Below are 14,639 nucleotides of genomic sequence, written 5' to 3' on the forward strand. Positions count from 1 at the left end.
GACTATTAAAATCGTAATTAAAACAACGGATTTTTATGGCGGGTATAAAGAATTAGGAAGGCTATAAAGAAAGAGTAGTACCCTTGTCGCAGTTCGTCATTAAAAAGTGGATTCCTCTTGAGATGTTTTAGGCTTCTTAATACAGGTTAAGCTTGCACACCACATCTACAATCTGGCCTCCATAATTTGTCTTATTAGCCGGACAAGAAATACTACATCTTAGTTTTAAAGATAACTCAGTCATTCTGTAATTGCAAATGAGGAATTGTTAAATTATAGAAAACAATATCAATCGGTTCTCTCTTCGAATAATTGTATCATGATGAAATCATTGAAAAAAAGTACTATTCCCTGTTAAAGATCCACTGCCTGAAGGGGTTTATTAAAAAGAGCCAGAACAACCTCCTAGCGAGGTGAGAGAAAAGATCAAGCACCTTGCTGCGGTTGTTGCTGCTCATTAATCGCTTATTTATGGAGCATCAGTTATAGAAATGCTTCCAGTTACCCCCTGTGCCTGTATGGTTGGTACATACATGGATTCAGCAAAAACTGGAGGCACTTTATATGTTCCTATATTGGTCGCTTTGATGCGATAAACAAGCTCTTTAGCATTTTGATCGACATTCATAAAGAAAACTACTCGATCTTCTCGTATGTCTGCATAGTCAACATTATCGGTACTAACAGAATCGCGTATTACCTCAAAACCTCCTGGTAGCAGATCAACAACAGCCACATGACTCAAGTAACTATCATTTAAGGCTCTCAATTGAATATGAACTTCAATATCGCTACCTAATGTGGCACTGGTGATCACCTTTCCATCTAAATCACGGTACTCACGATAAATCTCCAAGCCCTGCTTGAGGGGTTCAGTTGACAATTTTTTATCAAAACCTGCCTGGGTAAGCTGATAAAAATAAATTTGCTTACCAGGGCTATTAAAGGTAATTTGCTTCACATTTTCGTCAATACTGACCTTTTGATAAGTATTATCAAGAGTAGTCAACGTTTTTTGCTGGTTATCGTTAAAAATCTCGTTAATTGTGAAAGTAGCATGATTACTTGTTTGATTAGCTTGCCCATAAGCACTCAATGCCAAACTTGTATAACCTGACAGGAGAGTATTGATTTCATCGCTATTCATTGCCGTTACCAGCGGTTCTACCAACTTATTGCCTAGACTCACTAAACGCTCAGGGAAATGACGGGCCACCAAGTACAAATATTGTGCATTACCAATGTTTTGGTCATAAAAATCCGTCGCATCCGCTCTATTTTCTTGCGCTTTGTAACCTGTAATCAATCGCTCAGCTTCAGAAGCACTTTTCAATAATTGATAAGTCGCTGCCATATAAGCACTGCTAATATCTTGTCGCCATACCTCTTTATGATTTTGTTCCAAATAAATTTGCAGGTTAGTTAAATAATTAGTGGTAACAATTTCATTGCGCGTCAAAATATAAATAGCGTAGGCCTGAATGCGTGCTACATCAAGGCTGGTAGCATTTTGCGCAGCCAAATCTTTAAGGTAGGCAATCCCTGCACTAAACATTTCATTAGGTACACTATACCCTTGTGCTCTGGCCTCTGTAAGGAAATGCATTGCATAGACGGTTGAGAAACTATTACTATTATTCTCACCCAAGCCCGGCCAATAACTAAACGCTCCACTCGACATTTGCCGTTGTCCCAGCATTTGCACAGTGGTTAAAATTTTCTCCGTAATTGCTCGGGTATCATTGGCAAACCAGGATTGACCGGCCATCGCCAACAAAGGCATCGCTTTACTGGTTAATTGTTCCGTACACCCATAAGGGAAATCCTCTAAGTAACGTTGTAAACCAAACACTAGAATTAAAGGACTGCTGGAAATAGCTGCCTCTACTTTACGGTATTCGGGATAAAGAGAACGCTCCAGAACAAAAGATTTACTTGCACTCTGAGAACTCCCGCTGATTAAGGAAGTAGTAAAATTACTTGCAGGCCGTACACTGAGGGTAGCATCCATGCTACTAAATTTATCCCCAGTATTAGCGACCAGAGTCATTTTGGCAGAACCCAAAGAGGGTTTTGCCCGCAGTTTAAACCGAACGGTCTTCTCTTGCCCTTCACTAATTTCTACAGATTCAGTGGCGGAACCCAATATTTCAAGTTCCGGTGTAGTCTTTAGTTGAACAGTAACATCAGCATTAGCGCCAGAATTTTTCGCATTATTAGCAATACTGGCTGTGATTTCGAACTCATCACCAGGCGCCACGAAAGTAGGTGTGTTTGGATTGATGACAAAATTACCGCGAACCTCCGATTTCTTTTCAGCTGCACCGACAGAATCATTTGCAACAGCAACAGCCATTACTCTCAAGGTGCCATTGAAATAATCAGGGATCTGATAAACCAACTGCCGTGGCGTTGAGTCGGTATCAACAATACCTGACCAATAAGCAACCGGCAGATCCGTTTTACGTTTGAAAGGATTCAGGTTCGAGGCCAGGAGCTCTTCTCCACCGTCACCTCCAACTGCAGAAAGCTCTCGTTCCATAATAAACTTCGGTAAAATCTGATCAACCGTTTGTTGAGTAACTACTTCCAGAGCTCGCTTTTGGAAAAAGAAAGCAAGTGGATCAGGTGTTTGATATCTGCCTACTTGTAAAATACCTTCATCAACAGCAAACAGGATAATTTTACCGGGTTTATCACTTTTATATTCTATTGGGAACGGCTCACCTGGACGTGCCAATGCTGGTGTATTTAGATCAATATGAACGGCATGCTTCTCATGATCCACCTTAAATGGAATAACACTGTAGCTAAGAGGACTAATGAAAATATCCGGTGAATTCCAATCACGAACAAAAGCAACATTCACATAGCCGTTACCTTGAAAATCGCTGGGGATATGAATTTTCTGTACGGAACTGGTCGTGTCAGCTTTAAACCATTGGACTGCATAAACCTTATCTCTCTCTATAGTGATTAGGCCAGCACCGGTATAGGGTGCTGTAATTTGCAACTCAATATCTTCATCCGCCTTATATTCTTCTTTATTTAATTTAACACTAAGCTCAGCATTTTTAGCTAAAGGTAACTGACTAGCGCCTACAACACTAAATTTTAAACGACTCAATTCTGTATTGTTTTTATCGAGTATATTGATGGCAAAATCGCCGATCTGGTCGGTAGATAAAACATAATGACTACCCTGCTCATCAACAGTAAATGGCTTGGTACTAAGCACCGTTGTTTGAATAATGGATTGGTATTGATAAGTTCCATCTGATTTTTTAACTAGAGTAGACACTGGATGTAAGGCAACCAGTTGTATTTTTAAATCCTTAACCGCTTGTTGGTTTAATTGCGGATTTACAGCAATGAAATTCACACTGCGTTGGCTATTCTGCTTGATGTAAGCCAAATCACCGTCTGGTTTATAACCAATAAAATAAGGAAGTGGGCTAACTAATGCCGTAGATTGGGTCGTGACACTACGACCACCTTCAGCCTCAAAACCTTCCGCAAAAAAAGTTAATTGATAAGTCGCCTTATCAAAACGCTCCAAATTCAAATCAAATTGTGCTTGACCTTTATCGTCTGTGGTTACCGTAGCTAAGTTATCAGTAAATACTTTCGGCGGCTTGTTTGGATCAAGAAGCGGATCAGCAAACACGTAGTCAGGGTATTTATCAAATTGAACACGCTGAGGAGTTAACAAAATTTTTGCAGCTATTTTTCTATCAACTGCAGGCGCACCATACAAATTCCATAAACCTACTTTTGCAATAAGTCCCGCAGGAGAAACCCAACCTTCTACAGGTTCTGGTGCTAGATGCGAATTGATACGCATGCGATCCGGTAAAAACTCAGCGACACGAACAGTTGTTGAGCCAAGCAGGCTGTCGGGATGATTGTCCTTAACGATATAAAGATTGATCAGGTATTGCCCTGTTGGCGAAGTTGCATTCGTTTGAAAATCCAAACTTAAATACCCACTCGCATCCAACGTCAATTTTTGATCCTGGATTGTAGTTCCACGCGGATCAATGACTGTCGCCTGAAGAGGCAAACCAGCAGGCTGCGGTTGGGCATAAATTTGTTTTACGATCATCCCTAAATGGACTTTATCGCCAGGACGATAGATGCCACGATCTGAAAATAAATAAGCACTTAAACTATGTAATTCTTGGTTATTGTTATAGACACCACCAATATCATAGCGTGAATAATTTAATTGGCGATTGTAGTTAGAGTATGGAATAAAAGAAACATCGCTACCAAAACTGGCAAGATAAACAGTAGGTTCCCGGTCTTCAATAAAATCCTTCAATCCTGGAAAATTGACTCGGCCTTGGACATCCGATGTACGCGTCAAAATAGGAAGACCATTTTTACCTAAAACAGTGACATTGGCATTAGCAACAGGCACGCCTTGGGTAATCGATTGTACAAATACATCATGACTACCATCGTTGTTATCTTTGACCACCAACCCCAAATCAGTGATTAAAACCAATCGACTTGTTTTGACATCCAAAGGCTGTTGTTGTTCAATATCCCAGCCTGTAGCCTGCAACAGGAATAATCCCTGTGGCCCGCCGGTATTCATTTCCGTGGAAAGATACTTGGTTAAATCCAAAGCGGTATATTGCTGTTTCGTTAAATCCGTCGAATCAAATTGCCTTATTTCAGAGAAAATTTCACTTATATTTTGTTGATTAAAGCTTTGGTTAATAAAGTAAGGGTTATTAAAATCACCCTGCGTTTGTGTCACCAATTGATTGACATTATCCGGCAGCACCCGCGCGATAGAAAACTTAACGGCGGGTAAACCACGAATAGTAACTGACAATTTTTTCTCACCACCTAAAGCGAGCAAAGCTCCTTTATGAAGAAAACTAATTTCTTTTGGATACTCAGGTACTTTAATAATCGCAGCATAATCATTCGTTAAAACAAAATCACCGAAAGCACGAACACCTTTATCCAATTTAAGATAAATATAACGTGGAGTTTGAGCATTAAATCTATAACTATGCAAGGTCGCATAATTCCTGTCTGCAGGAAGAGGCTGCATAGGCAATGCAGTTGAAAGCGCCAAAATATTTGCCGTCACTTCTCCTGGATTTTGCCATTCATAATTTTTCTTTTCTTCTTCTGCCGCTGTAGCTGGGTAGTTTTCTGGTAATAAATAAACATGTAAAGATTTATTAATTTCAGCGTCAGTAACCCCTAAGGTTGTCTCTACAGTTAACATTTGTTCTGGTCTATCCTGTTCATTACGAATGATGGACGCAGACGCCGTACTAACTTTGAAATAATCACCGCTATCCGGAATTAAAAGATTTTGGGAAACAATCTCACTTGTTTCAGAGGAATCAGTTGCAGATTTTACGCCTTTATCAATAGTTAAGAGTAGATAACGCGATACTTCTGGCAGCGATAAGGTTTCAGAATGCAAATAAGCGGTACGCTTAAATTTGTCATAGGTCACTGTAAATTTATATTTTTGCGCCCCTAAATCCAATCGCTCCGTTTTCAAGGCTTCAAGCATAAGAGAAATTTTACGCTCAAGACTATCCGGATCAACGGGGAAATTGAAATTAATCGTGGCAATTGCTTGTCGAATTTTAGCATCAACAGGATCTTGATAAAACTTAAATTCAGTAATCGTGGCCTGGAAAGGCTCGGTAGAAAAAGAATAGTCAAAACGTTCCATTTTTGCTGACGTCGCAAAAGCATGTTTGGCAAAATGAATATCGTAGGTTTGTCCTGCCGGCCAATCGCGATCCGGTGTAAATACCAAACGGCTATCATTCTCCCATCGCCATTTCCCTGGCATGGCAGGTGATAACTCAATGCCCTCTGGAACTTCTTTACCAATTAATTGAAGTGGTGCCACTGATTGTGTAACAAAATTATCCTGCCCCTCTTTGAAACCAAAATCAATAGTTAAGTTATCTGGAACAAGCGTTTCTTCCTCAGTCAAGGGTGTAATTTTAGGTGCCGTAATTGAGGCAGTTACCAGCTGAGGTTTTGGTTGATTTTTGTACCAATAATAACCATAACCCAAACCAAAGAGTACAATGAAAGCGGCACTCACAATCCCCCAAAAAGGTTTTGGGCTTGCAATAGCTTTACGCCGCAGGAAAGCGAGCCAGGGAGGACTACTCCAGTTGAATTTACCGAGTATAAGAGCAAAAAAAGAACCGATAGCGGCACCCAACTTAGTAAACGGTTTTTTGTTCATATATAATCCAACTTGACAGGAAGGTATATTATGCCATAGGGTGGCTAACTATATTAGATAGCTGTCCAGCTTTTTAACGACATTTCATCACAATTTGATGTAATTAACATGCAAATTACACCTATCCCCCTCTTCATGCTGTATAGTAGTACTCACTATGAAGAAGTTTTGTAAAATCTCTAGCATAATACTAGTTTTTGTTTTTGTCAGTGGATGGACAATACTATTTTTTTCACCTAAACCCGCTTTATTAAGCGGGATCAGCTTTTCCACCGCCGTGTATGATGAACAACAGCATTTACTGCGCCTGACTCTCAGTCGTGACGATAAATACCGCTTGTTCACTCCTTTAGATAAAATCTCCAAACAACTGGTTGCCGCCACCTTATTACAAGAAGATCAATATTACCGCTGGCATTATGGGATTAATCCTTTTGCGACGCTTAAGGCGGGTTGGCAAACCTATGTCATCAAATCGCGCCGAATTGGTGCCTCAACCATTACAATGCAAGTCGCCCGCCTTCGCTTTGGCATTAATTCAAAAAAATTCTCAGGAAAACTTTGGCAAATTATCCGCGCGCTACAACTGGAAAGGCATTACAGCAAAGACGAAATTTTGGAAGCCTATTTAAACCTTGCGCCATATGGCGGCAACGTGGAAGGAGTTGGGGCTGCAAGCTTAATTTATTTTGCTAAACCAGTTAAGAATCTTAGCCTACCAGAGGCATTAACTTTAAGTATTATTCCACAAAACCCGACACAACGAACCTCTCAAAATAAAAATCTTAAGCAAATTCGCGATAAGCTTTTTAGCCGTTGGCTCACTCAACATCCAGAGGATGAGAATAAAAAATCGGCTATTGATTTGCCGCTGGCAATACAAAATGTCCATTCCCTACCGTTTGCTGCTCCTCATTTAGTTAATACAATATTGAATACAACTCCCCCTCAACAACAAGAGATAACAACTACCTTAGATATACGCTTACAAGCTATTTTGGAGCGTATTACCCGTAATTATTTAGCACGGAAAAAAGGAATCGGTGCTTTTAATGCAGCAATTTTATTAGTTGATAGCCGTGATATGAGTGTCAAGGGATTGGTAGGCTCTGCCAATTTTTTTAATAAAGCGATTAGTGGACAAATTAATGGCACAGAAACCAAGCGGTCGCCTGGCTCTACTTTAAAACCTTTCATTTATGGTTTAGCACTTGATCAAGGCTTAATTCACCCTAATACCGTACTAAAAGATGTACCTCACAGTTTCGGCGGCTATAACCCGGAGAATTTTGATTATGATTTTATGGGGCCCATCAAAGCAAAGGATGCTTTAATCCTAAGCCGTAATATCCCAGCCATTTATCTTGCCAGCCAGTTGAGTAATCCTACTCTACATGAGCTACTGGAAAAAGCGCAGGTCGCTAATTTGAAGTCAGAATCCTACTATGGCCTGGCTTTAAGTCTTGGTGGTGCTGAACTAACCATGCGAGAACTCACTGGCTTATATGCCATGTTAGTGAATGATGGACTGTGGCATCCTTTGCGGATGCGAAAAGATGAACCCATACCTCCTGGTAAACGCTTACTCAGTCCCGAGGCAAGTTTCCTGGTATTAGATATGTTGAAAGATACTCCCAGACCTGAAGCTGCTTATACACCAACTAATCATAAAACAGCAGTGGCATGGAAAACAGGAACCTCTTCAGGCTATCGAGATGCCTGGTCAGTAGGGATCTTTGGCCCCTATGTTTTAACAGTATGGATTGGCAATTTTGATAATAAAAGCAATCCTGCTTTTGTTGGAAAGAATATAGCAGCGCCTTTATTTTTTGAACTGATTGATGCAATTAGGCATGAAAGAGGTCCTATACCAATTGTAGAAAAACGTCCAGAAAGGATGCATCTAACGCAAGTTGAGGTTTGTAAAGCCTCCGGAATGTTACCTACCCGTTATTGCTACGATACAGAAATGACTTGGTTTATCCCAGGAAAATCTCCCATTAAATCCGATACTATTTATCGTGAGATTGCTATCGATAAAAATACTGGCTTGCGTACTTGTCATTTCGATGACAATACTCGCTTCGAAATCTATGAGTTCTGGCCCTCCGATTTACTTAGAATATTTAAACAAGCCGGCATTCAGCGTCGCACTCCCCCCTTTTTTGATCCCAGTTGTTCACCACAAGGGCATCCAGGTTTAAGTCCACAGATTACCTCACCCCAAACAGGTTTAAGTTACATCCTGCGCACTAATGCATCCGAGAAAACCCAGATCCCGTTTATTGCAGTCACTGATGCCGGTATAGAAACACTGTATTGGTTTATTAATGAAACCTATTTGGCAAAAACCCGCGCCGACCAGCCTTTCTTATGGCAAGCCAAAGCAGGGAAATTTGTGGTCCGTGTAGTTGATGATCATGGCTTGTCAGATGCACGCGATATTGAAATTCAAATAAGCAATTAATGAGTTCAATATAAAAAAAAGATCCAGCATTTTAAAGTGAAAATAAATCCTCTCCAAAGAGATTTTGTTGTACATAAGAAGCTGTATCACTCACGGGATAAAACTGCACTCCTAATCCCAACAACCTGATCGCTTGATTCCTGTTAGCGTGAATTTTGTGAAACAAATCGTTATACCGTTTTAAAACGAGTTGTTCGCTTTTTATTTCGGCTGTTACCTGCTTGAAATCACTAAATTTTATTTTAATGAATTGCGTCTTAATTAACCGATTAGGCGCGGATGTTTGAAGTCTTCTTGTAAGACTCAAATACAAGTGATGAATTATTTCAATACAATGCCTATAACTGTTAGTATCTTGTTCAAGCGTTGTTTCGACACTCAATGACTTCCTTATTCTATTAGGCTCAACCGGCCGATTATCAATACCTCGGGATTGGTTATAGAGATGAGCGCCAAATTTACCGAATTGTTGGGTTAGGAACGACAAAGGCAAGTTTTGTGCATCAGCACAGGTAATAATGCCTAGCCTGTGCAGCTTTTGAGCTGTAATCTTACCGACCCCAAACAATTTGTTAATTGGTAATGGCTGAATAAAAGCCTCTACTTGTTCTGGGGCAATAACAAACAAACCATTTGGCTTATGCCAGGCACTCGCTATTTTCGCCAAAAATTTATTAGGTGCTACGCCTGCCGAAGCAGTAATTTTTTCCAACTCTAAGATTTTTCTTCGAATTGCCTGTGCTATCCAGGTCGCGCTACCTTGATAATTAACAGAATCAGTCACATCAAGATATGCTTCATCAAGTGATAAAGGCTCGACTAAATCAGTAAACTCATGAAAGATGCGATTGATCTTCCTGGAAACCTGAACATATTTAGGCATGTTAACTGGTAAAACGATAAGATCTGGGCAATGGCGCAAAGCGATAGAAGTCGCCATAGCCGAATGAACACCATATTGGCGTGCAATGTAATTACAGGTACAAAGAACACCGCGCTTTCCAGCTGCCCCACCCACAGCCACTGGTTTACCGGCCAAGTCCGGGTTATCACGAATTTCTATAGCTGCATAAAAACAATCCATATCAACATGGATAATTTTTCTTGCTTTATGATTCTGCAGCGTTTTTATTGACATAGCAAAACCGCAAATTGTTAGGAAATCAAATGACTACTGACACGAGGTCAACCAGGACTGAGTATAGCATTTATCGGTAAGACTCATTCACGCCCTTCTGAAAAATGAGATAAGATGTTATTGTTGCCCTATATCAAAAATGCAAAGGATTGTCATGGATTTCAGCGATAAAAAAGTAATCGTTACAGGTGCAAATCGCAGTATAGGGAAAAGAATAGCATTGGCTTTTGCAGAGGAAGGTGCGGATATTGTCATCAGTTATCACAGTGATAACGCAGGCGCCAAAGAAACGGTTGAAGCAATTAAAGCCACCGGCCGTAATGCATTGGCACTTTATGCCGATTTTTCTAAAATGGACAATATTCCCTCTTTCGCTGAACAGGCTCTCATGCATTTAGGGCATGTTGATATTTTAATTAATAACGCAGGCATGCTATGCCGTGAAACCTTGTTTGAGCTGCCTCCAGAAAAAATGCAAGCAGTTTTCCAGGTTAACACCATTTCCCCCCTCTACTTATCCCAGTTGTGTGCAAAAGATATGGTCGATAAAAATACTAAAGGCTGTATTTTGAATATTTCCTCTATTAGCGGCAATGTAACTATGCCCAAAGGCATTGGCTATGGTTCCTCCAAAGCAGCCATGAACAAATGGACCAAACATGCAGCATTGAATCTGGCAGAACATGGAATTCGGGTTAATGCCATAGCTCCAGGGGTCATCGAGGCCGGTATGAATGAAGATACTGCGACAACTAATCCGGCTTTATGGGATTATTTCCTCAGAAATATCCCACTAAAAAGACCTGGCACACCAGATGATGTAGCCAATATGGCTTTATTTCTTGCCTCAGAAAAAGCGGCGTGGATAACCGGGAAAATATTTGAAGTTGATGGGGGGCATGCTTTGTAGGGCAAAATAAATTTAGGCACATAATGACTTGAATTATTTCATTTGACACCAAATTTTTCTTATTCAGCGCATCGCTTTTTGCAATTGCTGAAAATGCTTCAAATGAGTACCCAGATCGCATACTAGAAGTAACTTGGATATATTGGCCATCCTTTTAAGGATGGCTTCCGAAAAAAGCTAGATTATGCTAGGTCGCATGGCTCTAGTCTTATTAGGATTGTCCAGCGGCTGATAAGGCTGATGGCCATTAACAAAATCGTATAACCGGTCAAAATTTCCTTTCTTTGCCTGAAAAGAAAAAGGCCCCTTAATTTTATCTGCGTCTTCTTGTAAAGAAACCCCATAAATATTATGGATTTTCATCAATAATTCACTATAAGGGATTTTATATAGAGGACTGGGGCCCTTTAAAGGAGCCGGAACATTGGGATCGGAGAGATAAACAAAAGGTTCGCCATCACAATTTTCTGCACCAACAATGAGAAGCGAATGACATCCCTCTTTTTCATCAATTGACTTACCAGCAGAATAAATTTTATACGTATCACTCTCTACTTCTAGCTTACAGTTAGAACTATCAAATAATACACAAGGTTCCGTATAAATAACCTGAGGCCCAAATTCTTCAAGCGTTTCCATAAGTGCTTCTATGGGCTTGGTAGGATCCCACCCCGAACCTTCTAATTGAAAACAAGACGCTGCCAGATTCAGTACTGCCTGATGATAGATTGGCGCGAGAAATTCAGGATTATCAAGGGTAAGTCGCAGCATGCTGCCATAATTGTCTCTGGAATTAACGACTGATTTTATACTCTCATTAACATAGTTATTCAGCACTTCTTTGGGCTCAAATGCCGTAATAAAACTTAAACTTGCGATAGTTCTTTGTGCAAGCTTAATAAGATCAATGTTTGCCTTCTGAATTAAAAATTCTTCAAAATCGTCATACTCATAGTCATTGTCAAGAAATTCTTGACAAATCTCTTTATATTGTTGAATTTGGTTTTGAGTTTCGACAGTATCTGAAGAGAGTTTCTTAAATGCGGCCAAATTTTTTTCTAACTCTAATAAATAGTTCTTTACGTCAGCTACCGTTATTTTTTTCAGATCGGAAGCAAGAAAATCGCGTATTTCTTCTAATAACAATTCACAAATTGGTTTATTCGCGTCAATTTTATTAATTGCACGACGATAGGTAGAAAAAACCAATTCAATATGTCGATCCCTATTCGTTGCCAGATATTGATTACCAAAACGAAAGCGCAAAGGATTAAAGGCATATAAGCCACAAGTGTCGCCTTTTTGCGGTGCCTGCATACGATGAACCTGGGGTGCACCTACATACCTTTTCCCACGGTGAAGATCAATTAAGACAAAACCAGATGTTTTGACTAGAAATTTTGGCATCGTATTGCTCATTAAAAAAATTTGAGCAATTATATAGCTTATTTATTAACAGAAAGTTAAAACCCCACTCAAGTCTTACAAATCTGCCCCTGAAATCAAGAATAGTGTCACAGTAGTTCAGTGGCCTTATTTTGTTGCCGTTTATACCACATCAAAGTGCCACCAATTACCGCTGCCGGCATAATTAAAATATTTAAAAAAGGTATAAAACTCAGCAGACTAATTATAAAACCAAATCCCATAGAAAAACGTTTACTGTTTTTTATTTGCTTGCGCATGGTATTAAAATCCACCAAATTATTATCCATAGCGAAATCTTGATACTGCATGCTTAACATCCAGGCATTAAAAATAAACCATAGAAAAGGCAAAAAAGGATGAAGTGGTGGAATCAAAAATAATAGGCACAAACCAATAAAACGAGGTAAATAGTAAAAAATAAATTGCCCCTGCCGTTTTATACTTTGCACAACCATCGTACCTAACGGCCTTTCAGGGACAGCGATGCCATATAATAACTGTTGCGCTTTTTCCGATAATAAACCATTAAACGGCGCGGCAAATACATTAGCCACTACTGAAAATGTGGATAAAAAAACCAGCACAAATAACAAAAAAAATAATAGGGTAAAGACACTACTAAGAAAACTAAGCCAATGAGGCAATTGCTTAATATAATAATCAGTAAATGCAAATAAATAGTGATAACTTAAATAAGCGATACCGCCGTAAAGTAAGAAATTAAATAGTAGCGGTAATACTACAAAACGTCTTAATCCTTGTTGGTTTAGGGCTTTTAATCCAAGAAAAAAACAGGATATTCCTGTAAAAAAAGATTTCATCAATTTCGATACCCACCTATAAAAAAAGTACACAGATTAAACAAAGAGTCAAGTGGGTAAAAGTACCCATGGTTATCTCGAAAACAAAATGATAAATTATTGCGCACTAGCAATCTACTTTGAAAATTATAGTCCTTCTGTAGACGATAAATTTCTCTTCTTGTTGTTAAAAAGGGTGTAATAATATAATGATTCCAACTAGTACGACGAATGACGATAGTATAACAGCTTCTCCTCACAAAAAAGTTATGGTTGCGCAAGTGGAGCAATTTGCTCAGTGGCAATGGCTTCCTGACGATCTCTGGAAAGAAATATTGGCTTATGTTCAGTATGAATACAATCAGCACCACCATGCTTTTTTCAAGCCAGCCTACGCCCGAGTCAATAAGCAATTTAACCAATATGCCAATTTTTTGATGTCGTTCCCCACAGAGAAGAACTATCAATTAATGGTTCATTGTTTAATTGGTAAAGAAGGTGTTGAGCATTTAATCCGTGTTGCATTTCCTACCTCAAAAAATAGCTATCAGGCCTTGTTTAACCACATCAGTCTTGAAGTGGCAAAAATTGTCCCTGACATATCCTTTGAACCGTTTGAAGCAATTTGTAATGAAAAAGAAAACTTCATTCAGAGCTATGATGATTGGAGCGATGTCTTGACCTGTCTTAGCCCGTCTGGGCAAGAATCAGAGATTAAAAGGGAGGAGCTACTTAATCAGCTTTTTGGACTGGATGCAAAAATACAAGAGCGGTTAATGACCCTCACAGCCGACAAAACTTATCATTACGCTTTACTGGCTCTGGCTTATATTCAAAAGAATAAATCTTTGGAAAACCTGGAGAAACTAGCCTGCCTATATGCCGAGACTGGTTTTTTGAGAGGGGCCCTATTTATTCTGGAATTTTGCCAAGGGTTTGGGATATGGCAAGATTCAAGTCAACTCCAGACCTTCCGGTTGGATAAGAACAATTTCTTGCTTAAAGTATTAGAGTCCTCCGTTGTCTGGCCGCCTTTAGGCGAGCGCCTTGGTCGTTATATGATGGATCATTATGCGTTTCATTATGATCTTGGTTTCATTCTGAAAGCACTAGCGGTTTGCAGAACATTTAACCCGGCGGTTAAGCTTTTGTTGCTGGACGTGCGTCATTACAAATCCCCCATGGAGTTGTTGAAGCTTATTGTTGTGGTTGGGGAACATCTGGAAAATTCTGACGATAGCCAATTATTTCCTGCCCAACCACTTGAGGCAGTTGACAGTTTTGTTGCACAGCTGTCGCAGATTGAGCTCAGTGAAGAGGAAGAAAAAGCGAGTGAAGACCTGAATGCTGGAGATGAAGATGAAGGATTTATGCTCGAAGCGGTAAACCTTATGGTCAAAGGAATAAAAGCCCGCATGGAGAACCAAACTTTGTCTTTGCCTTTAAGCATGGTGACTGAAATTGATGATGATGAAGAGGAGAATGAGGCTGTTATGGAACCAGTAGGCGATTTGCAAGAATTCTTTGCGGCCACGCCGGGCATAGCCAATGATCAACAACAATTTTACGATGAAGCTGCAAAACTTTATCAGTCACTTGCATTGACTCACTCACCTGGGAAGGGATACTGAGTTATTAGACCTCTTGCATAA

7 protein-coding genes are annotated in these 14,639 nt (G+C 39.7%); 3 read left to right on the plus strand and 4 right to left on the minus strand.

Annotated features, from left to right (window positions below):
* Positions 1-469: 469 nt before the first annotated feature.
* A complete protein-coding gene (locus ACN4Z1_RS07665) occupies positions 470-6,244 on the minus strand; it encodes an alpha-2-macroglobulin (RefSeq protein ID WP_419388002.1) in 5,775 nt (1,924 codons plus the stop codon).
* A gap of 157 nt (positions 6,245-6,401) precedes the next feature.
* On the opposite strand from ACN4Z1_RS07665, the gene pbpC reads away from it, so the two are divergent.
* Positions 6,402-8,711, plus strand: coding sequence for a penicillin-binding protein 1C (gene pbpC, locus ACN4Z1_RS07670; RefSeq protein ID WP_228363840.1), 2,310 nt, complete (start codon positions 6,402-6,404; stop codon positions 8,709-8,711).
* Positions 8,712-8,742: 31 nt separating this feature from the next.
* Here the strand turns inward: pbpC and dinB are convergent, their stop codons facing one another.
* Entirely contained in the window at positions 8,743-9,849 is a 1,107-nt protein-coding gene (gene dinB / locus ACN4Z1_RS07675; RefSeq protein WP_419388003.1) for a DNA polymerase IV, read from the minus strand.
* A gap of 154 nt (positions 9,850-10,003) precedes the next feature.
* Here dinB and ACN4Z1_RS07680 point away from each other — a divergent pair, with 154 nt between their 5' ends.
* Complete coding sequence (locus ACN4Z1_RS07680; RefSeq protein ID WP_419388004.1) at positions 10,004-10,759, plus strand: SDR family NAD(P)-dependent oxidoreductase; 756 nt, start codon at positions 10,004-10,006, stop codon at positions 10,757-10,759.
* A 177-nt stretch (positions 10,760-10,936) separates the two neighbouring features.
* Here the strand turns inward: ACN4Z1_RS07680 and ACN4Z1_RS07685 are convergent, their stop codons facing one another.
* Positions 10,937-12,166 (minus strand): hypothetical protein, encoded by a 1,230-nt coding sequence (locus ACN4Z1_RS07685; protein ID WP_228363837.1) that lies wholly within the window; start codon positions 12,164-12,166, stop codon positions 10,937-10,939.
* A gap of 107 nt (positions 12,167-12,273) precedes the next feature.
* Positions 12,274-13,008: a sulfate transporter CysZ gene (cysZ, locus tag ACN4Z1_RS07690; RefSeq protein WP_228363836.1), complete on the minus strand. Its 735-nt coding sequence runs from the start codon at positions 13,006-13,008 to the stop codon at positions 12,274-12,276.
* Positions 13,009-13,196: 188 nt separating this feature from the next.
* Here cysZ and ACN4Z1_RS07695 point away from each other — a divergent pair, with 188 nt between their 5' ends.
* Entirely contained in the window at positions 13,197-14,618 is a 1,422-nt protein-coding gene (locus tag ACN4Z1_RS07695) for a hypothetical protein (protein WP_228363835.1), read from the plus strand.
* The last annotated feature ends 21 nt before the right edge of the window (positions 14,619-14,639 follow it).

The organism is Legionella sp. ST3F1 (genome assembly GCF_048553315.1).
Lineage (GTDB): Bacteria > Pseudomonadota > Gammaproteobacteria > Legionellales > Legionellaceae > Tatlockia > Tatlockia donaldsonii.